At 60.1% G+C, this 22,553-nt stretch carries 20 protein-coding genes and 1 pseudogene; 5 read left to right on the top strand and 16 right to left on the bottom strand.

The window, feature by feature from the left end; translation table 11 throughout:
- Positions 1-107: 107 nt before the first annotated feature.
- The 13 genes and pseudogenes from HU759_RS15475 to arnC form a co-directional block, all read right to left on the bottom strand.
- Positions 108-449: pseudogene (locus HU759_RS15475) on the bottom strand (acyl-CoA dehydrogenase family protein); the annotation flags it as partial.
- 107 nt (positions 450-556) lie between these two features.
- Complete coding sequence (locus HU759_RS15470) at positions 557-1,708, bottom strand: acyl-CoA dehydrogenase family protein (RefSeq protein WP_099549746.1); 1,152 nt, start codon at positions 1,706-1,708, stop codon at positions 557-559.
- A gap of 3 nt (positions 1,709-1,711) precedes the next feature.
- Positions 1,712-2,815 (bottom strand): enoyl-CoA hydratase/isomerase family protein, encoded by a 1,104-nt coding sequence (locus tag HU759_RS15465; RefSeq protein ID WP_170037419.1) that lies wholly within the window; start codon positions 2,813-2,815, stop codon positions 1,712-1,714.
- A gap of 117 nt (positions 2,816-2,932) precedes the next feature.
- The gene (locus HU759_RS15460; protein ID WP_186616874.1) at positions 2,933-3,646 is read right to left on the bottom strand and encodes an HPP family protein; all 714 of its coding nucleotides are present in this window, start codon (positions 3,644-3,646) and stop codon (positions 2,933-2,935) included.
- Positions 3,647-3,810: 164 nt separating this feature from the next.
- Positions 3,811-3,999: a type VI secretion system contractile sheath small subunit gene (locus HU759_RS15455; protein WP_256349256.1), complete on the bottom strand. Its 189-nt coding sequence runs from the start codon at positions 3,997-3,999 to the stop codon at positions 3,811-3,813.
- A 267-nt stretch (positions 4,000-4,266) separates the two neighbouring features.
- Positions 4,267-5,889, bottom strand: coding sequence for a phospholipid carrier-dependent glycosyltransferase (locus tag HU759_RS15450; protein WP_186616876.1), 1,623 nt, complete (start codon positions 5,887-5,889; stop codon positions 4,267-4,269).
- 4 nt (positions 5,890-5,893) lie between these two features.
- On the bottom strand, positions 5,894-7,273 hold the full coding sequence (locus HU759_RS15445; RefSeq protein WP_017135719.1) for a UDP-glucose/GDP-mannose dehydrogenase family protein: 1,380 nt from the start codon (positions 7,271-7,273) through the stop codon (positions 5,894-5,896).
- A complete protein-coding gene (arnF, locus tag HU759_RS15440) occupies positions 7,270-7,683 on the bottom strand; it encodes a 4-amino-4-deoxy-L-arabinose-phosphoundecaprenol flippase subunit ArnF (protein WP_017135718.1) in 414 nt (137 codons plus the stop codon). Before arnF ends, HU759_RS15445 begins: the two co-directional genes overlap by 4 nt.
- Positions 7,680-8,027 carry a 4-amino-4-deoxy-L-arabinose-phosphoundecaprenol flippase subunit ArnE gene (gene arnE / locus HU759_RS15435; RefSeq protein WP_017135717.1) on the bottom strand — a complete coding sequence of 116 codons (348 nt, stop codon included), beginning with the start codon at positions 8,025-8,027 and terminating at the stop codon, positions 7,680-7,682. Before arnE ends, arnF begins: the two co-directional genes overlap by 4 nt.
- The gene (gene arnT / locus HU759_RS15430; protein WP_017135716.1) at positions 8,024-9,679 is read right to left on the bottom strand and encodes a lipid IV(A) 4-amino-4-deoxy-L-arabinosyltransferase; all 1,656 of its coding nucleotides are present in this window, start codon (positions 9,677-9,679) and stop codon (positions 8,024-8,026) included. Before arnT ends, arnE begins: the two co-directional genes overlap by 4 nt.
- Positions 9,676-10,560, bottom strand: coding sequence for a 4-deoxy-4-formamido-L-arabinose-phosphoundecaprenol deformylase (gene arnD / locus HU759_RS15425; protein ID WP_099549750.1), 885 nt, complete (start codon positions 10,558-10,560; stop codon positions 9,676-9,678). The genes arnT and arnD overlap by 4 nt, the downstream gene beginning before the upstream one ends.
- Positions 10,560-12,551, bottom strand: coding sequence for a bifunctional UDP-4-amino-4-deoxy-L-arabinose formyltransferase/UDP-glucuronic acid oxidase ArnA (gene arnA, locus HU759_RS15420; protein ID WP_017135715.1), 1,992 nt, complete (start codon positions 12,549-12,551; stop codon positions 10,560-10,562). Before arnA ends, arnD begins: the two co-directional genes overlap by 1 nt.
- Positions 12,548-13,582, bottom strand: coding sequence for an undecaprenyl-phosphate 4-deoxy-4-formamido-L-arabinose transferase (gene arnC / locus HU759_RS15415; RefSeq protein WP_099549751.1), 1,035 nt, complete (start codon positions 13,580-13,582; stop codon positions 12,548-12,550). The genes arnA and arnC overlap by 4 nt, the downstream gene beginning before the upstream one ends.
- A gap of 468 nt (positions 13,583-14,050) precedes the next feature.
- On the opposite strand from arnC, the gene HU759_RS15410 reads away from it, so the two are divergent.
- Together HU759_RS15410 and HU759_RS15405 are read left to right on the top strand one after the other, a co-directional pair.
- Positions 14,051-14,869 carry a hypothetical protein gene (locus tag HU759_RS15410; RefSeq protein WP_186616878.1) on the top strand — a complete coding sequence of 273 codons (819 nt, stop codon included), beginning with the start codon at positions 14,051-14,053 and terminating at the stop codon, positions 14,867-14,869.
- A gap of 121 nt (positions 14,870-14,990) precedes the next feature.
- Entirely contained in the window at positions 14,991-15,905 is a 915-nt protein-coding gene (locus tag HU759_RS15405) for a tyrosine-type recombinase/integrase (protein WP_186616879.1), read from the top strand.
- A 196-nt stretch (positions 15,906-16,101) separates the two neighbouring features.
- On the opposite strand, the gene HU759_RS15400 is transcribed toward HU759_RS15405, so the two are convergent.
- The gene (locus tag HU759_RS15400) at positions 16,102-16,959 is read right to left on the bottom strand and encodes a glucose 1-dehydrogenase (protein ID WP_099549754.1); all 858 of its coding nucleotides are present in this window, start codon (positions 16,957-16,959) and stop codon (positions 16,102-16,104) included.
- A gap of 94 nt (positions 16,960-17,053) precedes the next feature.
- Complete coding sequence (locus HU759_RS15395; protein WP_017135711.1) at positions 17,054-18,250, bottom strand: multidrug effflux MFS transporter; 1,197 nt, start codon at positions 18,248-18,250, stop codon at positions 17,054-17,056.
- Between the two features lie 207 nt (positions 18,251-18,457).
- Between HU759_RS15395 and rbsK the strand changes: the two genes are divergently transcribed.
- From rbsK to HU759_RS15380, 3 genes are read left to right on the top strand one after another with little or no spacing between them, the layout of a single operon-like run.
- Entirely contained in the window at positions 18,458-19,378 is a 921-nt protein-coding gene (gene rbsK, locus HU759_RS15390; protein ID WP_186616880.1) for a ribokinase, read from the top strand.
- Positions 19,379-19,406: 28 nt separating this feature from the next.
- Entirely contained in the window at positions 19,407-20,735 is a 1,329-nt protein-coding gene (fucP, locus tag HU759_RS15385; protein ID WP_099549755.1) for an L-fucose:H+ symporter permease, read from the top strand.
- The gene (locus HU759_RS15380) at positions 20,732-21,778 is read left to right on the top strand and encodes an aldose 1-epimerase family protein (protein WP_169986100.1); all 1,047 of its coding nucleotides are present in this window, start codon (positions 20,732-20,734) and stop codon (positions 21,776-21,778) included. Before fucP ends, HU759_RS15380 begins: the two co-directional genes overlap by 4 nt.
- On the opposite strand, the gene deoR is transcribed toward HU759_RS15380, so the two are convergent.
- Positions 21,775-22,533 carry a DNA-binding transcriptional repressor DeoR gene (gene deoR, locus HU759_RS15375; RefSeq protein WP_017135707.1) on the bottom strand — a complete coding sequence of 253 codons (759 nt, stop codon included), beginning with the start codon at positions 22,531-22,533 and terminating at the stop codon, positions 21,775-21,777. The genes HU759_RS15380 and deoR overlap by 4 nt on opposite strands.
- Positions 22,534-22,553: the final 20 nt, after the last annotated feature.

Genomic DNA, 22,553 nt, shown 5'->3' with positions numbered 1-22,553 from the left:
CTTGCCTGCGATGCAGACACCTCGGTTTATCGGTTAGACCGAGGTGATGCTATCGCAGCGGTGCGACGACTCGACAAGCCAGCTCCCACATTGGTCTTGTGTGGCTTTTAGAGCTGGTAGTTCTTCAGCTCCCTGGCAATCACCATCCGCTGAATCTCGCTGGTGCCTTCGTAAATCTGCGTAATCCGCGCATCCCGGTAGTAGCGCTCCACCGGGTAGTCCTCAAGATACCCATACCCGCCATGGACCTGCATCGCCGAGGAGCAGACCTTTTCGGCCATCTCCGAAGCAAACAGCTTGGCCTGGGAGGCTTCCGACAGGCACGGCTTGCCGGCGCTGTGCAGGCGTGCGGCGTGCAGGATCAGCAGGCGGGCGGCATTGAGCTGGGTCTGCATGTCGGCCAGCAGGTTGGCAATGCTTTGGTGCTCAATGAATGCTCGTTCCCACGCTCTGCGTGGGAATGCCGCCCTTGACGCTCTGCGTCAGCGCTTGAGGCGTGACGCAGAGCGTCACCGGATGCGTTCCCACGCAGAGCGTGGGAACGAGCAACTGGCAGTCAGAGCTGGTAGTTCTTCAGCTCCCTGGCAATCACCATCCGCTGAATCTCGCTGGTGCCTTCGTAAATCTGCGTAATCCGCGCATCCCGGTAGTAGCGCTCCACCGGGTAGTCCTCAAGATACCCATACCCGCCATGGACCTGCATCGCCGAGGAGCAGACCTTTTCGGCCATCTCCGAAGCAAACAGCTTGGCCTGGGAGGCTTCCGACAGGCACGGCTTGCCTGCGCTGCGCAGGCGTGCGGCATGCAGGATCAACAACCGGGCGGCATTGAGCTGGGTCTGCATGTCGGCCAGCAGGTTGGCAATGCTTTGGTGCTCGATAATCGCCTTGTTGAATTGCACCCGATCACGCGCATACGCCAGCGCCGCCTCAAAGGCTGCACGGGCGATGCCCAACGCTTGGGCGGCAATGCCGATGCGTCCACCCTCGAGGTTGGACAGGGCGATGGCCAGGCCCTTGCCGCGTTCACCCAACAGGTTGGCTTCGGGTACTGTGCACTGGTTCAGCGTGACGGCGCAGGTGTCCGAGGCACGAATGCCCATCTTGTGTTCGGTACGGTCGACCACAAAGCCTGGTGTGTCAGTGGGCACCAGGAAGGCAGAAATACCTTTCTTGCCCAGTTCCGGGTCCGTCACCGCAAACACAATGGCCAACTTGGCGCGCTTGCCATTGCTGACGAACTGCTTGGCACCGGTGATCACCCACTGGCCGTCGCGCAGCTCGGCGCGGGTGCGCAGGTTATGGGCTTCGGAACCGGCCTGAGGCTCGGTGAGGCAGAAGCAACCAATGGCCTGGCCGCTGGCCAGGTCAGCCAGCCAGGTGTGTTTCTGCGCATCGGTGCCGTAGTTGAGGATTGGCCCGCAACCGACTGAATTATGGATACTCATGAGTGCGCCGGTGGCGCCATCACCGGCGGAAATCTCCTCGACGGCCAGGGCATACGCCACGTAGTCGACATAGGTGCCGCCCCATTCTTCCGGCACCACCATGCCCAGCAAGCCGAGTTCGCCCATCTTCGCGACCAGGGCGTCATCGATCCAGCCGGCTTTTTCCCAGGCTTGCGCATGCGGGGCGATTTCGCCACGGGCAAAGTCGCGCGCCATGTCGCGAATCATCACTTGTTCTTCAGTGTACTCAATATCTTGCATGGCTTATTTCCCACTCTGCTTGAAGTCACTGAAGAAGCTCTCGACATGGCTGGCGTCCAACTCATGGATCGTCGCGGGGTTCCAATGCGGGGTTTTATCCTTGTCGATAATCAACGCGCGAACGCCTTCGATCAGGTCGCCGCGTTCGAACCACTGGCGATCCAGGTGCAATTCCAGCGCGAAGCACTGCTCCAGCGACAAGCGCCGGCCACGGCGCAGCATCTGCAGGGTCACGGCCATTGCCAGCGGCGAGCGGGTCTGCATCAGGCTGGCGGTGCTGAGCGCCCATTCGTGGCTGTCGGCGACAGTGACTTGCTGCAGTTGCTCGACCATGCTCGGCACATCCGGCAACGCAAAGAAGTGGTCGATCGCCGGGCGCAGCGCGGCCAGCGGGGCGTCGGGCAATTGTTGTACCGCGAGCTTTGCCAATACGCCCTGCAGGTCCTTGAGCGGCGAATCCTGCCATTGCAGGTGGTCGAGCTTCTGGTCGAGTTCGGCGAGTTTCGCGCTGTCGATACACCAGTCCGCCAGCCCGCAGTACAGCGCATCGGCGGCGCGAATCTGCACGCCGGTGACACCCAGGTAAACCCCCAGCTCGCCAGGGATGCGCGAGAGGAAATAGCTGCCACCTACGTCCGGGAAATAACCAATGGCCACTTCCGGCATCGCCAGGCGGCTGCGCTCGGTCACCACACGCAAGTCGGCGCCTTGCACCAGGCCCATGCCACCGCCGAGGACAAAGCCGTCCATCAGGGCCAGCACGGGCTTGTGGTAATGGTGAATCGCCAGGTCGAGGGCGTATTCCTCGACGAAGAAGTCCTGGTGCAGGCTGTCGCCCTGCTTGAAGCTGTCGTAGAGAGAGCGAATGTCGCCACCGGCGCAGAACGCTTTTTCACCGGCACCGCGCAGGACCACGGCATACACCTGCGGATCGCTCTCCCAAGCCAGCAGTTGTGTGGTCAGGCTGCGGACCATCTCCAGAGTGATGGCATTCAAGCCAGCGGGGCGGTTGAGGGTGAGGTGGCCAATATGGTTACGGACTTCGGCCAGCACCTCGCCCTGAAGAATCCTGGTGTGGCTTGCTTCGGATGAAACCTGAGCAGTCATCACTAACTCCCTGCTTTTATTGTTCTTTATCAAGATGTTCGCGCACGAACTATCTCGCGATCGTACCAGTGCAAATTTGCCCAGTACAACCCGGAATCATGCAGGTCGTTTTTGCATTTATGCAGCGCTGCGGCCACCCAGCACTTCACCGATGCTGCGGCGCCGGGCATGCCCTTCAGCCGCGTGTATCAGTTGCTCCAACTCCGTCGGCTCCACATCAAAGAACCGCTCCATCTCGGCCAGGGCCAGTTTCAGATCGGCTGCCGTGATGGCGGCATCTGTCACCGGCGCTGTGCTGCCCAGGACCACGGCGGGCGATTCGATCGCGCCTTTGGGGTAACGCGTGCGTGTCACGTTGTTATAGGCCAGCGCACCGGCCAGCAGCGCGCCAGCCCCGAGCATCACCGGCCCCACTTCCTGCCAACCCAGGGCGATAGAGGCCGGATCGGCGAGCACCAGCGTCATGGCCAAGCCACCGGCGGGCGGGTGCAGGCAGCGCAGCCAGCAAATCAACACGACGGTCATGCCCGCAGCCAGGCATGCGCTGCCCAGCGTGCGGCCAAGCACCCGCGCCACCAGCAGAGCCACAATGGCAGCGCACAAGTAGCTGCCGATAATCGACCAGGGCTGTGCCAACGCACCGGAGGACACGGCAAACAGCAAAACCGCCGATGCCCCCAGCGGGCCGAGCAGGTGCAAGGCGACTTCCATACCGAATACCTGGGCACACACCCAGACACTCAATAGCGTGCCCAAGGCCATGCCAATGGCGGCGCGGCTCCATTCGGCGGGGCGGGTATTGATTGCAGCGGGTAACCAGCGAGCGAGCATCGACACGATCCATAAAGCAGCAGACGAAAAAAAAGGCTCGCCTGGTTGCCCGGATAAGCCCTTTGAACGTTCCAACATTTGGGGGAGGAACCTGTGCAGTGTGCCGAGCTTGATGCTATGGCGCCAATGCATATTAATGAGGGTTAAATGCAAAAATAATGCAGTTAGTGTCCCTCGTCATAGGTGATGCGATGCGTCGGTTGCGGCAGCGGCGTGCTGATGCGTCCGAGCACGCGGCTATCAGCCTCTTCGTTGAACAGCTGCCTTTGCAGGTTCTCCCGCAAGGCAGGGTCGTCGGCCAAAGGCCCCTTCAATGCCACCAAGGCATCGCGCAATGCCATCAATCGATCCAGCCTCGGCGCAGGGATAAGCAACAGGTCTTCTGGCACGGCATTGCCCTTTTGATCAAGCAGGTCTGTGTGCGTGGAAGGCTGACGGCGCCCGGTAGTAGATAGTTAACGCACATGACAAAGGAGTCTACATTTGGGTTCCGGGCATCGAAAGGCAAAGTGCGCCAGCGTTTACGCATAGCCATGTAGGGGCTTTCCGGGCAGTCATAACGAAAAACGCCCACTCTTGAAGGAGTGGGCGCTGTTTCCGTCAGACCACTGTCAGCGTAATTACGGCGCGCTGACTTTCTCTAGATGGAGCAACACATACGGGTCTTTGTCGAACTCCCCGGTGAGTGTCGGGGTGATCGAACGCAAGCGCGGATCCTGCAGATTTTCGAAGTCTTTCGTGCTCATTACCAGCCATGCCGGACCTTGCAGTGGCGCCAGGTCTGCAGCCGACTGGGTAAACAGCGGCACCTTATCGCAGTTGAAGTTGACCATGAACTTGATGGCTTTTGCATCTTTGCCCAAACCATGCAGCACCACGGGGGCCGGTTGCTGCATGATCTGTTCTTTGACGCCAAGGCTGAATGTGCGGGTGTCGTAAAGCGTACGCTCCAATGGCTCGACCACCACAATGTAGGTCGACCACAGCGCCAGCACCGCCGCGAGTGCCGACCCCAGCGGGCGTAGACGCGCCTTGAGCAGTGACAGCAGCGACACGACCTGAAGCACGCCAAGCACGCCGAAGACCACGCCCAGGTTGTCCAGCTGTGCCGGGTAACGCTTGCGCGCCACCACCAGCCCGACTATCAGCAGCGCCGGCAGCAGTGTCCAGATGCCCAGCATCAAGCCGCGCAGCCAGGCGAACAGCCGCCCTTGGCTGACCTGGAACGGGTAGGCTGCAATGATCGCCGCCATGGGCAGCATCGGCAGGATGTAACGTGCCTTCTTGGCCTGAGGGACCGACAGGCCGAGCATCACCAGCAAACCTGCCGCCGCGCAATACAGCACCAGTTTCAGTGCCGGGTCGGGTGACCGACGACCGCCGATGGCGATTGCCAGGAGCACCAGCAACGCCAGCGGATAAGCCAGCGCGTAGTTGCCCATGGAACTGGTGAAGTAATACAGCACGCCGCTGGAACCTTCGGTGCCGTCCATACGCCCCAGGAACTGCATGCGGATCACGTCCTGCATGAAGTCCTCGCCACCACTGAGCTTGGCCAGCAGCAACAACAGGCCGACACACGCCGCCAGCACTGCCAGCGCGATAAAGCCGAAGGTGAACAGTTGGCGCCATTGGCGGTTGATCAGGTAATAGCTGCACAGCACGCCAGTGGGGATCACCAGGCCGATTGGCCCACGCACCGCAAAGCCCAGGATCAGCAGCAAAAACAGCCAATGCAAGCGTTTGGCTGCCCCGAAGTGGTCATGGGCATAGCCCAGATAGAACACGGTCAAGGCGATGGCCGCGAGCATCTGGTCCAGCGACACCGCGCGGGTTTCGCTGATGAAGGTGCTGCTGAGCAGCAGCATCGCGATGCTGAGCAAACCCCAGCGCGTGGAGTAGGGCGCCGTAAGGCGATACACCAGCACCACGATCACCGCCGAGGCGATGGAGGTAGGCAACCACGCGGTGAGGCTGCTGACCTCGCCAAACGGCAGGGACAACAGCCAGGTCAGCAGGGTCGAGGTCGCCAGGTAGTCCGCGTAAGGCTGGCCATAGGTGGTGGGGAAAAAACTCGGTCCATGGCGCAGCATTTCCTGGGCAAACACCACGAAACGCGAGTCAAAGCCGATGATTGCCTGGTGCCAGTTGCCGACAATAAACAGCACCAGCGCCAGGAGCCCGAGCCCCAGCGACTGATTGCGGATCGTTGCTGTAAGCAGCGGCGATTGAGCTTTGTTCACGTCTTTAGTCTTCCTTGGCTGGCGCTACCCAGTTTTGCTGTGGAATCGGCAGCTCGCAGGAGTCGCCACGGCCCATCGGGAAATATTTGAAGCCCTTGCGCGCCAGGCGCTCGCCGTCGTACAGGTTGCGACCGTCGAAGATCACCGGGTTTTTCAGGCGGGCGTGGATCAGTTCGAAATCCGGCGCCTTGAATTGCTGCCACTCGGTGCACACGATCAACGCATCGGCGCCGCTCAAGGCTGATTCCGGCGTGCCCAGCAGGGTCAGACGCGACTCGTCACCGTAGATGCGCTGGGTTTCCTGCATGGCTTCGGGGTCGAACGCACGGACATTGGCGCCGGCCGCCCACAGGGCTTCCATCAGCACGCGGCTTGGGGCATCGCGCATGTCATCGGTGTTGGGCTTGAAGGCCAGGCCCCACAAGGCGAAGGTCTTGCCTTGCAGTTCGCCTTTGAAATACGCATTGATACGCTCGAACAGCTTGCTCTTCTGGCGCTGGTTGATCGCTTCGACCGCTTCGAGCAGGTCGCTGGAGCAGTTGGCTTCCTTGGCGCTGTGGATCAGGGCGCGCATGTCTTTGGGGAAGCACGAACCGCCGTAGCCGCAGCCCGGGTAGATGAAGTGGTAGCCGATGCGTGAGTCGGCGCCAATGCCCAAACGCACGGCTTCGATGTCGGCGCCCAAGTGTTCGGCCAACTCGGCGATCTGGTTGATGAAGCTGATCTTGGTGGCCAGCATGCAGTTGGCGGCGTACTTGGTCAGTTCGGCGCTGCGCAGGTCCATGAAGATGATGCGGTCATGGTTGCGGTTGAACGGCGCGTACAAATCACGCATCACTTCGCGCACTTCTTCGCGTTCACAGCCGATGATGATGCGGTCCGGGCGGCGGCAGTCGGCAACGGCCGAGCCTTCCTTTAGGAATTCGGGGTTGGAGACGATATCGAACTCCAGGTGGCGACCGGCAATGTGCAGGTTTTTTTCGATATGGGCACGCAGGGTGTCGCCCGTACCGACCGGCACGGTGGATTTTTCCACCAGGATCACCGGTTCCACGCGATGGCGGGATACGGCATCGCCCACCGAAAGCACGTACTTGAGGTCGGCCGAGCCGTCTTCGTCCGACGGCGTGCCCACGGCGATAAACAGCACCTCACCGTGTTCTACGGCGAGTTTTTCATCATAGGTAAAGTGCAGGCGCCCGCTTTCCAGGTTTTCCTTGACCATGGCCGCCAGGCCTGGCTCGAAGATGGTCACGTGGCCTTTTTGCAGCGACTCGACTTTGCTCTTGTCCACGTCCATGCAGATCACATCGTGACCGACTTCGGCCAATACGGTGGCCTGTACCAGACCGACGTAACCGCTACCAAATACACTGATTTTCATGGGGCATTCCTGGGGCTTGCAACGCTAGCACGACGAGAGTTAATAACCAGAACACCGAGAATGACCAAGGCCACCCCCAGGGTTTTTGAAAGCGAAAAATGTTCGTTGAACACCGGCAGGCTGGCCGCCAGCAGGTACACCAGCGCGTAGCTGATGCTTAGCAGCGAATAGGCGCGGCCCAGGGGCAAGTGCTTGAGCGCGCCGAGCCAGCACAGCATCGACAGCGCATAGGCGATGATCGCCAGGATCACCACGCCCAGGGCGCCAAGATCAATCGATTGACTGTTAAACGCATTGAGCCACTCAGTGGGCAACGGCAGGCGCGTCATGCTCCAGCGCATGCCCAATTGAGCAGCACTGACCAGGCCAACACTGCCCAAGGCCAGGGCAAACCCTTGTGTGCGGCTCATACGTGACGCCCTAGCAGCACAACGCCGCCAATCACCAGCGCGACACCCAGCCAATGACGGCCATCGATCTGCTCATGGAAGACAAACCGCGCCATCAGTGTCACCAGCACAAAATTGAGGCTGAGCATGGGGTAGGCGATGCCCACTTCCAGGCGCTGCAACACCAGCAGCCATACCAGCAGGCCAAGGCCCAGGCACACCAGCGCCGACCACAGCCACGGCGAGCGCAGTTTCGGCGCCCAACCGTCGGGCTGGTCACGCCAGCTTTCTACCGCAAACTTTTGCGAAACCTGGCCCATGCAGGTGAGCAGACAGGCGCTCAACAGGAGAAGCAAGGTGATCATTGCGCAGCCTGTGGGAAGATCAGGATGACGATATTGCCTTGCTCATAGCGCTTGCCGTCTTGGGGCAGCAGGTTCACTTCGGCCACTTCATCGTCGCCCTTGACCCGCATGACGACGCCAACCGAGCCTTTTTTACGCGCCTCGCTCATCCATTGCTGGACATCGGCGGTGCCGATCTTGCGATACGCAGTGTCTGGATAGGCAATGCCGTACTTCACTTCACCGACCGTGTTGTACAGCGCAACGTCTGGGCGGCCCAGGCGCCACGACAGCGCCGAGGCAGCGCCAAGGTCATTGCTGAGCAGTGCCGCGGTGGGTTGCAGTTCGGGCAAATGGTCGATGATGAACTGGTCCGGGGTCTTGTTATAAACCACCGAATGCGGAAGCGCAGCCGGCACCAGGGCCACCAGCAACCAACTGCCGATGGCCGGCGCAGCCCATAGCTTCAATGGGCGTGCAGCTTGCAGCAGGTTGACCACGATCCAGCCGAACAGGAACGTAAACACCAGCACCAGGCTGAAAGTCTCCTGACCCGGCTCATACACCGGTTTTTTCAATTGGAACCAACTGATGGCCAGCAACGCCACGATTCCGATAGCCAGGTTCAACCAGCCGTTGATGCGCAAGGCGCGGCCATGGCCCTTGGCCAACTTGTCGCTGAGCGTCGACCCCATCAGCAGGGCCAAGGGCAGCAGGCACGGCATCACATAGGACGGCAGCTTGCCTTTGGCCAAACTGAAGAACGCCAGAGGCATCAACAGCCACAGCAGCAGGAACGCGGTCTTGGGCAGGCGCTTTTCCAGCCAGGCCTGTTTGACCGTGGACGGCAGCAGGGCGATCCATGGCAACGAGAACGCAACCATCAGCGGCAGGTAGAACCAGAACGGCTCGGCATGCTGGGCGTCATCGCCGGCAAAGCGTTGGATGTGCTCATGCCAGAAGAAGAAGTTCCAGTAGTCCGGCTCTTGCAGGTGCACGGCGAGTGCCCACGGCAGGCTGACGATAATTGCGACGGCCACAGCGACCACACCATAGCCAAGCAATTCACGAAAGCGTTTCTGCCAAATAGCGTAGGGCAGGGCGATCAACACTGGCAGCAGCCAGGCAAGAAACCCTTTGGTCATGAAGCCCATGCCGCAGGCAAAGCCGAGCAAGGCCCAAGACCCCAAGCGGCCGTTGCGCGTGGTGCTGTCGAAGCAGAACCACAGCGCAACGCCGGTGAGGTTGACCCAGAAGGTGAACTGCGGGTCCAGGTTAGCGTAACCACCAAGCAGCGCCACGCTGACAAAGCTCATGTACAGCACGCTGCTGACCAGGCTTTTTTGCGGGTTGTTCCACAGCCGGCGCGAGACCAGATAGACCAGCAGGATACTCAGCCCGGTGCTCAAGGCCGACGCAAAGCGCACGCCGAACAGGTTCTGCCCGAAAATCGCCTGGCCCAGCGCGATCATCCAGTAGCCGGCAGCGGGTTTTTCGAAGTAACGGATACCCATGAAGTGCGGCGAGGCCCATTTGCCGGTCAGCAGCATTTCCTGGCTGATCTGCGCGTAACGGGTTTCATCCGGGATCCACAGGCCATGGCTGGCCAGTGGCAACAGGTAGAACACAGCAAACGCCAACAGGAGCAGGGGCAATGCCCAGCGCCGGATCATGCCTGCTGTACTCCGAGCCAACCCTCGCGGCCGCTGAGCGCGCCGCGTACCAGCTGTTGCTGGGGCAGGGTGGTCACATCCGCGGGCAACAGGTCGCCCAAGGGTTTGAAGTCAATGCCGCGCTGCCCGGCCTGGGCGAGCAGTTGGCGAAAATCTTCAGCCATCAGAATCCCTTCTACTTCTGCGTGGATCGTATAGACGTTCAGCTTCGACTCGGCGAACCGGTCAAGAATGAAGCCGTTGAAATCTTTGGCAGCCACCACCGGCCCGACGACTTCGTCGAAGGTCGGCAGGTCTACCGGAATTTGTGGGGTGCCCGCACTGCCATCGGCCAGGGTTGGTCGAAACAGGCTGGTGCCCCGGCAATCACTGTTGTAGCGAAAGTTGAAACCTTGCTTGGCTTGCACCACGCGCTCATCGGCACGCCAGCCGGCGGCTGCGGAACAGTCGATGCGTTCACCCAGGATGTCGCTCAGGGTGTCCACGCCACGACGGATCTGCTCGACCAGCTGTGCGTCGCTCCAGCGCCCGGTGTTGGCTTGCCAACCGTGATGGTCCCATGCGTGCAGGCCGACTTCATGGCCGGCGGCCTTGGCCTGGCGCATCAAGTGCCCCAGGTCACGGCCGATCGGCTTGCCTGGCCAGGCGGTGCCGGCCAGTAAGATGTCCCAGCCATACAGGCCGGCAGCATTGGAACGCAGCATCTTCCACAGAAATTGCGGGCGGATAAGGCGCCACAAGTGGCGCCCCATGTTGTCCGGCCCGACGCTGAAGAAGAACGTCGCTTTTACCCCGGCTTCATCCAGGGATTCGAGCAACCGCGGCACACCTTCACGGGTGCCACGGTAGGTGTCGACGTCGATTCGCAAGCCTGCCTGCATTACTTCTTGTCCGCGATTTCGAGCATGGCTTCTTTGAGGAAGAAGTCCAACGTGTTGCCAATGGTCTCGCTCATCTCAACGGTTGGCTCCCAGTTCAACAGGCGCTTGGCGTTTTCGATGCTTGGCTTGCGGTGCGCCACGTCCTGGTAACCGGTACCGTAGAACGCCTTGCTTTCTACGTCGCGGAAACCGGCGAACGGAGGGAAGTTGCTGCGCAGCGGGTGAGCTTCGAACTGACGCAGCAGTTCTTCGCCCAGCTGACGGATGCTGGCTTCGTTTTCCGGGTTGCCGATGTTGATGATCTGACCGTTGCAGATATCGTTGTCGTTATCAATGATGCGTGCCAGGGCTTCGATGCCGTCGGCGATGTCGGTGAAGCAACGCTTCTGCTCACCACCGTCGAACAGGCGGATCGGGGTACCTTCCACCAGGTTCAGGATCAACTGGGTGATGGCACGGGAGCTGCCGATACGTGCCGAGTCCAGACGGTCAAGGCGCGGGCCCATCCAGTTGAACGGACGGAACAGGGTGAAGTTCAGGCCCTTGTCGCCGTAAGCCCAGATCACGCGGTCCAGCAGTTGCTTGGAGACCGAGTAGATCCAGCGCTGCTTGTTGACCGGGCCAACCACCAGATTGGAGGTGTCTTCGTCGAAGTACTGGTCCTGGCACATGCCATAGACTTCGGAGGTCGACGGGAAGATCACGCGCTTGTTGTACTTGACGCAGTAGCGAACCAGTTTCAGGTTCTCTTCGAAGTCGAGTTCGAATACGCGCAGCGGGTTACGGGTGTATTCGATTGGCGTAGCGATGGCCACCAGCGGCAGGACCACGTCGCACTTCTTGATGTGGTACTCGATCCACTCGGAGTGGATGCTGATGTCGCCTTCCACGTAGTGGAAGTTCGGGTGGCTGCGCAGGCGCTCAATGGCGTCGGAGCCGATGTCCAGGCCGTAGATTTCATAACGGTCGTCACGCAGCAGGCGCTCGGACAGGTGGTTACCGATAAAGCCGTTCACACCCAGGATCAGTACACGAGTGCGACGTGGCTTGCGGCCGGACTCGGCGCCGCGCAGCACGGAACCGTCGACCAGGCCCAGTTCGTCAGCCAGGGAAGGGCCGGCCAGGTACAGGCCGTTTTCGTTGCGCTGGCCGAACTTGACCACCAGGGAATCTTCACCGCAGGCGATGCGCAGCGGGTTGACGCTGATCACACGGCCTGGCGCCAGGCCTTCGTTGCCCTTGACCACTTCAGCTTGCCAAACGATGAGTTTGTGCTCGCCGACAGCGCAGAATGCGCCTGGGTACGGTTGGGTCACGGCACGAACCAGGTTGAACAGCTCTTCAGCCGGTTTTTTCCAGTCCAGCTTGCCGTCAGCGGCAGTGCGGCGACCGAAGTAGGTGGCCTGGCTTTCGTTCTGGGCCGTTTCGGCCAACTTGCCTTGGGCCAGCTGTGGCAGGGCATCACGCAGCAGGTTGGTGGCCGCATCACGCAGTTTGGCGTGCAGGGTCAGGCCGGTGTCGGTGCGGTCGATAATGACTTTTTGCTGGGCCAGGATCGCGCCGGCATCGGCACGCTTGACCATGCGGTGCAGGGTCACGCCGGTTTCGGTTTCGCCGTTGACCAGCACCCAGTTGGCCGGAGCGCGGCCACGGTATTTAGGCAGCAAGGAACCGTGCAGGTTGAACGCGCCTTTTTTGGCAGTGGCCAGCAGGGCTTCGCTCAGCAGGTTGCGGTAGTAGAACGAGAAGATGAAATCCGGGTTCAGCTTGGCAATACGCTCGATCCACAGCGGGTGGTTGGCGTCTTCCGGAGCATGTACCGGGATGCCGTTGCGTGCGCAGAGTTGGGCGACGGAGCCGTAGAAATTGTTTTCCTTGGGGTCGTCGGCATGGGTGAACACGGCAGCAATGTCGTAGCCGGCGGTCAGCAGGGCTTCAATACCTGCACAGCCAATATCGTGGTAAGCGAAGACAACAGCTTTTGAATTCATGACGAAACCTGATCGGAAGGAGAAGTAGGAGAGTGGGAAGTTGTAAGGCCGTCGACCACGACGACCGGAGCCGGCTCTGCGGGTTGGTTACGCAGCACCTTTTCAATAAAGAACCGTGGACGGGCACGCACGTCACTGTACATGCGGCCCAGGTATTCACCCAAGAGGCCCATGCCGATGAATTGGCCGCCGGTGAACACAAACAGCACCGCGAACAGCACGAACATGCCTGAACCGGCCCATTCGGCGCCGAAGACCAAGCGCAGGAACACCAGCGCAAAGGCAAACAGCATGCCCAGTGCCGCGAGGCTGAAGCCGACGATGCTCAGCAGACGCAGCGGGGTGGTGGTCATGCAGGTCAGCAGGTCGAACATCAGGCTGATCAGGCGCATGGCGCTGTATTTGGACTCGCCATGCTCACGCTCGGCGTGGTGCACCAGGATCTCGGTGGTGTGCCGGGCAAAGCCGTTGGCCAGAATCGGGATGAAGGTGCTGCGCTCACGGCAGGCGAGCATGGCGTCGACGATGGTGCGTCGGTAAGCACGCAACATGCAGCCGTAATCGGTCATGGCCACGCCGGTGGAGCGTTGCACGGCCAGGTTGATCAGGCGCGAAGGCCAGCGGCGGAAGGCCGAATCCTGACGGTTGTTACGCACAGTGGCGACGACGTCGTAGCCCAGGGCGGCTTGCTCGACCAGCCGCGGGATTTCTTCGGGCGGGTTCTGCAGGTCGGCGTCAAGGGTGATGACCACCTCGCCACGGCACTGCTCGAAGCCGGCCATGATCGCGGCATGCTGGCCATAGTTGCGGTTGAGAATCACCGCCACCACGTTGCTGCCGTCTTCTGCGGCAGCGTCTTCCAGCAATTGGGCCGAGTTGTCGCGGCTACCGTCATCCACCAGGATGATTTCGTATTCGTAAGCCAATTGCTTGCAAGCTGCAGTCGTGCGACGCAGCAATTCAGGCAGGCTCTCTTGTTCGTTGTAGACCGGGATAACGATCGACACGCAATGAATAGGGTAGGGTTTCAAAGATTCATGACCTCTGGGCTAGAACAATTGGAGCGTGAAAACAGCAGTAATCAGTCGGCAACAACGCCGGCCGATTAAATGTAGCGTGGGTGTGCGGCATTCGTTCGACTTTCCTGAGGACGGGCAACGGTTTCTTCCATGGGCTAGCAGAGTAAAGACGAAAACTATGAAAGGTAAAGCGTAATCAACAGGTTAGTCGGGGAAGACGCGGTTCGTTCTCAAGTCCTGCGGTCAAGATTAAGCGGAAAATTGTTGAACGAATATGAAAGGCGGATGAAAAACTCGTTTATTTGACAGGTAGACAGGTAGGGTTCAGCTAAACCGCTGAAGCGCCTGGGGATTGGTTCTGCAGGCAAAACCGCGACGGATTCTGCACCGCTGCGCAGGCGCGCAAGGTAATTCAACAAACTTCTCTGCAATGGCCCTCAAGTGCCGGTAAAGTAAGCCATCTCTTGCCAGGGTACTCGGATGAATAGTGTGCGGATTTTGCACGGCCAGTTGCGGCCTGCATTGATGGGCTTGTTGATGGTGGTGGCCTGTGTCACTACCGTTCGAGCCGACGATGGCGTGGCGCTTACCAGCATCGAGCAGGTGCCGGACGGCGTGGAAGTGCGCGGCAAACAGGTCGCGGCCTATACCTGGGACGACCACCAAGGCAAGAACTTGCTGGTACTCGCCGAGCAAGTCAGCGAGCGTGATGACGACGGTACCCAGTCGGCATTTGTCTACGCGGCCCAGTATTTGCTCGGCGGCGACCGCCCCAAGCGTGTCTGGATGCTCTATGACGATGTGCAGCATTGCGAATTCGATGCAGGGCTGCGTTTTGACAGGGCGGCAACCAAGGTCACTGATCTTGCCGGTGATGGCATTACCCAGGCCACGGTGGGTTACTCGCGCACCTGCACCAGCGATGTCAGCCCGCGTGAGTTCAAGCTGATCATGCATGTCGGCAAGTCCCAGAAGTACCGCCTGCGCGGTGTCGATCGCGTCGGTGCAAGCTGGTGGGACGAGGATGCCGGTGCCCTGCGAGGTATGCCGCTGCCTACTGACTGCAGCGTTGCCGCACAGCAGGCACTGGTCAGCCAGTACAAGGAGCAGGGCACCGAGTTGCCGCTGCCGGGCTGTTATGGCGATGAAAGCGACTTTGCCAAAGCGCCGGACAGCTACCTGGCGTTCATGCGTCAGCACTGGTTTGCACTGATGCACAAACAGGATGCCGACTGGAGCCAATCCCAGGCGCAACCTCAGGCTGAAAACCCGACCGAGGACGACGAATCGGCGCCGTGATGTTGTGCCGTGATTTGGTGCCAAGCCCGGTCCTGAGTTAGACTCGACCTCCGCCAATTCACTAAATACCTCGATTAAACAAAGGCTTGAATGAGGTATTTAATCCAAAGGCTGATCTACCTTGACTGAGTCTATCCGCAACCCACTGACCCTTTACCTCACCCGCTTGGCGCCCTCCAGCCAACTGACCATGCGCTACGTGCTGCAAGATGCCGCCGACCGCCTGGGCTATGAAGATATCAACCTGGAAGAGATCGACTGGCACCTGCTGCAACCCGAACAGGTGATTGCGCTGGTCGGCGCATTGCGCGAGGACGGCTGCGCGCCGAACACTTCTTCGCTGTATGTGAATGCGGTACGCGGGGTGATGAACGAGGCCTGGCGAATGAGCCTGATCAGCCAGGACCACCTGTTGAAGATGCGCTCGGTCAAGGCCACGCCGGGCACACGCCTCAGCCAGGGCCGTAACCTGCGCCGCACCCTGATCCGCGAAAGGATGGAAGTCTGTGCCGCCGACCCACGCCCTCAAGGCCTGCGGGATGCCGCCGTGATCGGCATTTTGTATGGTTCAGGCATGCGCAAGTCGGAGTCGGTCAACCTGGACCTGGCGCAGATCAACTTCGATGAACGCAGCTTGCGTGTGATTGGCAAAGGCAACAAAGAACTGATCAAGTACGCCCCAGCCTGGGCGTTCGACAAATTGCAGGCCTGGCTGGCGTTTCGTCGCGAGCAGCTCAAGGAAGGTGAGCAGGACGATAGCTTCCTGTTCAATCGTATTCGCCGTGGCAGCCATATCACCCGTGAACGCATCACCAAGCACGCGATTTACTACATCGCCCGTCAACGCGGTGAGCAGGTGGGCGTGAAGATCATGCCCCATGACTTCCGACGCTCGTTCATCACGCGGGTGATTGAAGAACACGACCTGTCGATTGCGCAGAAACTGGCGCATCACACCAATATCCAGACCACCGCCAGTTATGACGTGCGCGATGACAATGAGCGGCGCCGGGCGGTGGACAGGTTTGATTTGTAGTTCTTAACACAGCAAAGATTTTGGAGCCCCTCTGTGGCGAGCAGGCTTGCCCTGCGTTGGACTGCGAAGCAGTCCCAGTAAAGGTACTGAATTTCTCCTGAAAGAACTCAGTCTCTGAGTTTGGGGCTGCTTCGCATCCCAACGCAGGGCAAGCCTGCTCGCCACAAGAATGCCGTTGCCACACAGTCGCAATGAGTTAGAGAATCGGTTTGCCGCCAGTGACCGCGTACCGCGAGCCGGAGATATAGCTGGCTTCGTCCGAGGCCAGCAGCACATAGATCGGTGCCACCTCTACAGGCTGGCCTGGCCGCCCGAGCGGTGTTTCGCAGCCAAAGCTCTGCACATCCTTGTCGGGCATGGTCGCTACAATCAGCGGCGTCCAGATCGGCCCTGGTGCCACACTGTTGACGCGAATACCCTTGTCACCCAGCAACTGCGCCAGGCCACCGGTGAAGTTGGCAATCGCGCCTTTGGTGGCGGCGTAGGCCAACAGGGTTGGCTTGGGCATATCGGAATTAACCGAACTGGTGTTGATGATCGAGCTGCCGGCTTTCATATGCGGCAGGGCCGCCTTGCAGATCCTAAACATCGCGGTGATGTTGATATCGAAGGTCTTGACCCATTCTTCATCCTCGATCTCTTCGAGGGTTTCGTGGGTCATCTGGAACGCGGCGTTGTTGACCAGCACATCGATGCGGCCAAACTGCTCGACGGTCTTGTCCACCAGCGCCTGGCAGTTGGTTTTTTGCGCGATATCGCCCGGCAACAACAGGCATTGACGGCCCGCTTCTTCGACCCAGCGTGCGGTTTCCTGGGCGTCTTCATGCTCATCCAGGTACGCGATGGCTACGTCGGCGCCCTCACGGGCAAAGGCGATCGCCACCGCGCGGCCAATACCGCTGTCGGCGCCGGTGATCAGGGCGATCTTGTTGGCCAACCGGCCGGAGCCTTTGTAGCTCTTCTCGCCGCAGTCGGGGTACGGGTCCATTTTCTTCTGGGTGCCGGGTACGGACTGGGCTTGAGGCGCGAAGGGTGGGCGAGGGTAGTCGGTCATGTCAACTCCATAGAACGTCAAAGGTGCTATGGAGTTAGGTGTTTTGCCGCCCGCGATAGTTGTAATGGATGGGCCACGCCCCCGACGAATGGCGTCAATCACGCGCCAGGTGAGCCGGCAAACGACGCAGGGTCCACAAAGTCACCAGCATCGCCGCCACCGCACACAGCGCGATGCCGACCAGCATGGGCGCAGGCGTATGGTCGGCAAACACGCCAACCAGCGTCATGGACACGGCCGCCGTGATCATCTGGATAGCACCGAGCAGCGCCGAGGCAGAACCTGCCACTGCGCCGTGATCCTCCATGGACAACACCCCCGCGGCTGGCAATAACAGGCCGAGAAAACCGAAACCGATAAACAGCAGTGCCATCATCAAGGCGAGGTTGTCACTCCACAAGGTGGTGACGGCCAGCGCGCTCATAACCACCGCCACGCCGATCACCGACCCGCGAATCAGCGGCGCCAGGCCAAAACGCGCGCTCAGGCGTGCGGTCAGTTGGCTCATGGCGAAGAAGGACGCGGCGTTTACTGCAAAACACAGGCTGAATTGCGTAGGCGTCAGGCCGAAATACTCGATGTACACGAACGGCGCGCTGCCGATAAACACAAAGAACGTCGCCAAGCCAAACCCGCACACCACCGACAGGCCGGTGAATACCGGGTCGCGCAGCAAGGCGCCGTAGCTGCCGATCGCACTGCCCAGGGTCTTGCCCAGGCGGCGTTCGGCAGGATGGGTTTCGGGCAGTTGCACAAAGGTCATCACCAGGCACAACAGCGAAACCACTGCGAGCACCACGAACACTTCACGCCAGCTCCAGAGTGAAATCACCACGCTGCCGGCCAAGGGCGCGAGGATCGGCGAAACACTCATCACCAGCATCAGCAGGGCCATCAACCGTGCGGCTTCGTGGCCGGTGTACAGGTCACGCACCACCGCCCGCGGGATCACCATGCCGGCGCAGGCGCCAAAGGCTTGCAGGGCACGAAAACCAATCAGCACTTCAATCGTCGGCGCCAGCGCACAGCCGACGCTGGCCACCGCAAAAATCGCCAGGCCCGCGTAAATCGGCGGCTTGCGACCGTACACATCGCTGATCGGCCCGTAAAACAACTGGCACACGCCAATGATCATGAAGAACACCGTCAGGCTCATCTGCACGGCCGCCGGCGACGCCTGCAGGCTGGCACCCAGGGTGGGTAGCGCAGGCAGATAGCTGTCGATGGCGAAAGGGCCGATGGCGGTGATCAACCCGAGCAACAAGGCGAGGTGGGCAATACTTCGAGACATGGGGGTTCCGGGTCACAGCAAAAGATCGGCCAGCTTAGTGAGCTGTACCTGGGCACACAAGATGATGCTTACACAGACGCTACATTTTCCTGCGGCTTGACTGATCTTCATAAAATAAAGATTGAATAATCACACTTAATGTTATTTAAATAACAAAACAAGAGCGCTACGACCTGCCTGGTCGTGCCGCAACAAGGTGAGATAGCAATGGGCAAGATCGCAGTCATCGGCAGCAACATGGTGGATTTGATTACCTACATCGACCGCATGCCGGACCAGGGCGAAACCCTGGAAGCGCCGGGCTTTGCCCTGGGGTGTGGCGGCAAAGGCGCCAACCAGGCGGTGGCGGCGGCCAAGCTTGGGGCGCAGGTGCTGATGGTGAGCAAAGTCGGTGACGACATGTTTGCCGACAACACCCTGGCCAACTTCCAGCGTTTTGGTATCGACACCCGTTACGTGCAGCGTGTGCCGGGCGTCTCCAGCGGCGTGGCGCCGATTTTTGTGCGGGCCGATTCCCATAACAGCATTTTGATCGTCAAAGGCGCCAATGCGCATTTGTTGCCAGCGGACATCGAGACGGCCGCTGCCGACCTGCGTGAATGCACGCTGATCGTGCTGCAACTGGAGATCAACCTGGACACGGTCTACTACGCCATCGAATTTGCCCGTCGTCATGGCATTACGGTGCTGCTCAACCCGGCGCCGGCCCTGGCCGACTTGAGTGCCGAGCACTTGGCGCAGTTGGATTTCCTGATTCCCAACGAATCGGAACTGGCGTTGATCACCGGTCGCGTCGTGGACTCGCCGGACTCGGCCCGCAGCGCCGCGCGTACGTTGGTGGCCAGCGGCATTCGCCACGTGATCGTCACCCTCGGCGAGCACGGCGCGCTGTACGTGGGCGAGGAGGGCGAATTCCAGGTGCCCGGCCAGCGGGTGGTGGCCCGCGACACTACCGGCGCCGGTGATGCGTTTATCGGTTGTTTCATCCAGCACTGGAGCCGCGACGGCGCTATTCGCCAGGCCATGGAGCAAGCGGTGGCGTATTCCGCCTGTTCGGTCACAGCGCTGGGTACACAGACCTCCTATCCCGACGCCGAAGCGTTCGCCCGTTTCCAGCAACAGCGGTAAGACTCTCAACCCAGCCCGGAGAACAATAATGAACAAACCTGCGCTGCAACAGACACCCGATGGCTTCTATCTGAACCGCACGCCCTGGTTCGCGTTTATCCTGCTGTGCAGCATTTTTGCATTGTGGGCTGCAGCGGCGAGCATGAACGACGTGCTGATCGCGCACTTCAAGAAAGCCTTCCTGCTCAGCGATTTCCAAACCGCCTTTGTGCAGTCGGCGTTTTACCTGGGGTACTTTTTCGTGGCGATTCCGGCCGCGATGGTGGTGCGCCGCTTAAGCTACAAAAGCACCATTCTGATCGGCCTGTTGCTGTACATGCTGGGCTGCCTGTTGTTTTTTCCTGCGGCGTCCACCGCCAAGTACGGCATGTTCCTGCTGGCCCTGTTTGTGATTGCCGCCGGTCTGTCGTTCCTGGAAACAGCGTGCAATACCTATTCAACCCTGATGGGTCCACGGGAAACCGGGACGCGGCGCTTGAATATCTCGCAAACCTTTCACCCGTTCGGCGCCATGGCCGGGGTGTACGTGGGCAGCTTTGTGATGTTCAAGGACACCGATGCCACCACCGAGCAACTGACGCAGATGAGCGCCTCCGAGGCGGCGGTGCAGCAGTTGCAGATGATCCAGTCCACGCTGTTGCCCTACAAATGGATGATCGCCGTACTGGTGCTGATGTTCATCCTGATCGCCATTACCCGGTTTCCGGCCTGCAAGGGCAATAACCCCGTCGACAATAAATCCGGCAGCCTGCGCCAAAGCCTGGGCCGCCTGTGGCGCAACCCGCGTTTTACCTTTGGTGTACTCGCGCAGTTTCTGTATGTGGGTGCGCAAGTCGGCGTATGGAGTTTCACCATTCGCCTGGCCATGCAGATGGGCGGCATGAATGAGCGCAGCGCTTCATGGTTTTTGCTGACCACGTTTGCCGCCTACTTTGTCGGCAAGATGATCGCCAACCTGCTGATGCGCCGCCTGCACCCGGCCCGGGTATTGGCGATTTATGGCGTGCTGTGCATTGTGCTGCTGGCCTACACCATCCTGGTGCCGAACATTTCCGCGGTATATGCGGCAGTTGGCGTGAGCATTTTTCTCGGCCCGTGCTGGCCAACCATCTACGGCCTGACCATCGATGGCCTGGGTGAAGACACCGGTGTCGGCGGTTCATTACTGGTGATGAGCATTGTTGGCGGCGGGGTCATTCCGATCTTCCAGGGCCTGTTGTCTGACGCCAGCGGTGGCAACATGCAGTTGGCCTACAGTGTGCCGTTGTTGTGCTTTATCGTGATTGTGATGTATGCGCTCAAGTGCATGCGCCAGTCGGACAGCGTGCCGTCGGGTGCGGCGGCGGTGGCCTCATGAACACGCGTATCCCGTTGTATCCGGTGCTGTTCAGCGAGCAGGAAAAGGTCTTGCTACAGTCCGAAGACTTTAAGGTCAGCGCCTGGGTTTACCCCTCCGGCGTGCTGGCCGTGGGCCTGGAGAACAGCCGTGGACGCCTGGTGGTGTTGCCTTATCAAGGGCAGATGATCTGGTCGGCGGTGTTCGACGGCTGCGACCTGACCATGACCAACCTGTTCGAGCAGCCAAGGCCCAGCCCGACCGTCATTGATACTTATGGCTGCTTTATGTTTCACAGTGGCCTGCTGCGCAACGGTTGCCCGGCGCCGGATGACACCCATGCCTTGCACGGCGAAATGCCCTGCGCGCCCATGGACACAGCTTGGCTGGAAATAGGCGAGGGCGTTGTGAGCCTGGGTGGCACTTACCAATATGCCAAGGGCTTTGGCGATCGATACAGGGCAACCCCGAGCGTGACACTGCGCGCGGATTCAGCCCTGTTCGATATCGATATGGACGTCACCAACCTGGCCGGCAAACCCATGGAACTGATGTACATGGCCCATATGAACTACGCCTATGTGGCCGGCGCGCGGTTTGTCGAGCCGCTGGGCATGCAGCGCCTGCGCCTGCGCACCAGCGTGCCGGACCACGTCAAGCCCACGCCTGACTGGAGCGCCTATATGGCGCAACTGGCCGAGCATCCGGCGCAGTTGGCGTGTCTCGACACACCGGCGTTGTACGACCCTGAAATCGTGTTTTTCTTCGACGACGTGGGCGCAGACGCCAGCGGCCATGCACATTTTCTGCTGGACCACCCGAATGGTGCGGCGTTTTACACCCGTTATCGCCCCAAGGAGTTCGAGCACGCCGCACGCTGGATCCTGCACTCACCGGACCAGCAAGTGGCGGCGTTCGTACTGCCGTCAACCTGTGAACCCGAAGGTTATAACGCCGAAAAAGCCAAAGGTCACGTGCGTGTGCTGGCGGCCGGGGCCAGCGCTTCGTTCAGCGTGACCACCGGCTACTTGAATGCGCGGGAGCGCCAAACGTTGCTGGGTTAAACCAGCAATTGCGCGCCGCTGGCCTGGATGGCTTCTTTGTACGCTTGGGGGATTTTCTTGTCGCTGACCACGTATTGAAAGTCTGCAAGGCTGGCAAAGTGCGCAGTGCGCACCGTGTCGAACTTGCTGAAGTCCGCCAGCAGCACGCGCTGCTGGGCTTGGCGCAGGACCTTTTGCTTGACCTCGACTTCATTGAAGTTGAAGCAGGTCACGCCAAATTCCTGGCTGACGCCCGCCGCCGTCACAAAGGCCCACGTGAGGCGCACGCTGTCGAGAATGCTGCTTTCGGCGCTGCTTTCAAACACCTGGTTCTTGCGGTGAAAGGTGCCGCCGCACAGCACGATATGGCAGTTGGGCTTGTTCTGCAGCTTGAGCAACACGTTCAACGAGCTGCACACCGCGGTGAACTCCAACTCGTCGGGGATGAAATCAATCACAAACGGCGAGGTGGTACCGCAGTCAAAAAATACCGTGTCGCCGGGCTGTATCAACCGCGCAGCGAGTTTGCCGATGCGGCGTTTTTCTTCGACGTGACGCGTGCCTTGGTCGGCGACCCGGTAATCACCGGCCTCACTGCCGACCCGTGTGATGTAGCCACCGAGCAGGCGCAAATGCTCGCTGAAGTGGCTGAGGTCGCGGCGCAGGGTCATCTCGGAAACATCCAGCAGCGCCGCCATTTCCCGCAGGTGAATGGCGCTCTGGTCCTGCAGGGCTTGCTGGATAAGCTTGAGTCGCTCGGCTTTTTTACTGTCCACGGGCATTCCAGGGCTTGATT

This window comes from Pseudomonas sp. OE 28.3 (assembly GCF_014268205.2).
In the GTDB taxonomy this organism is placed as follows: domain Bacteria; phylum Pseudomonadota; class Gammaproteobacteria; order Pseudomonadales; family Pseudomonadaceae; genus Aquipseudomonas; species Aquipseudomonas edaphica.
The sequence above is the reverse complement of the archived record's forward strand: the minus strand, read 5'-3'. Positions and strand labels throughout refer to the sequence as shown.

Bases quoted from the DNA above. Each gene is read 5' to 3' on its own strand.
- HU759_RS15470 (WP_099549746.1), bottom strand. From the start codon at position 1,708: ATGCAAGATATTGAGTACACTGAAGAACAAGTGATGATTCGCGACATG.
- HU759_RS15465 (WP_170037419.1), bottom strand. From the start codon at position 2,815: ATGACTGCTCAGGTTTCATCCGAAGCAAGCCACACCAGGATTCTTCAG.
- HU759_RS15460 (WP_186616874.1), bottom strand. From the start codon at position 3,646: ATGCTCGCTCGCTGGTTACCCGCTGCAATCAATACCCGCCCCGCCGAA.
- HU759_RS15445 (WP_017135719.1), bottom strand. From the start codon at position 7,273: ATGAAAATCAGTGTATTTGGTAGCGGTTACGTCGGTCTGGTACAGGCC.
- arnF (WP_017135718.1), bottom strand. From the start codon at position 7,683: ATGAGCCGCACACAAGGGTTTGCCCTGGCCTTGGGCAGTGTTGGCCTG.
- arnE (WP_017135717.1), bottom strand. From the start codon at position 8,027: ATGATCACCTTGCTTCTCCTGTTGAGCGCCTGTCTGCTCACCTGCATG.
- arnT (WP_017135716.1), bottom strand. From the start codon at position 9,679: ATGATCCGGCGCTGGGCATTGCCCCTGCTCCTGTTGGCGTTTGCTGTG.
- arnD (WP_099549750.1), bottom strand. From the start codon at position 10,560: ATGCAGGCAGGCTTGCGAATCGACGTCGACACCTACCGTGGCACCCGT.
- arnA (WP_017135715.1), bottom strand. From the start codon at position 12,551: ATGAATTCAAAAGCTGTTGTCTTCGCTTACCACGATATTGGCTGTGCA.
- HU759_RS15410 (WP_186616878.1), top strand. From the start codon at position 14,051: ATGAATAGTGTGCGGATTTTGCACGGCCAGTTGCGGCCTGCATTGATG.
- HU759_RS15400 (WP_099549754.1), bottom strand. From the start codon at position 16,959: ATGACCGACTACCCTCGCCCACCCTTCGCGCCTCAAGCCCAGTCCGTA.
- HU759_RS15395 (WP_017135711.1), bottom strand. From the start codon at position 18,250: ATGTCTCGAAGTATTGCCCACCTCGCCTTGTTGCTCGGGTTGATCACC.
- rbsK (WP_186616880.1), top strand. From the start codon at position 18,458: ATGGGCAAGATCGCAGTCATCGGCAGCAACATGGTGGATTTGATTACC.
- fucP (WP_099549755.1), top strand. From the start codon at position 19,407: ATGAACAAACCTGCGCTGCAACAGACACCCGATGGCTTCTATCTGAAC.
- HU759_RS15380 (WP_169986100.1), top strand. From the start codon at position 20,732: ATGAACACGCGTATCCCGTTGTATCCGGTGCTGTTCAGCGAGCAGGAA.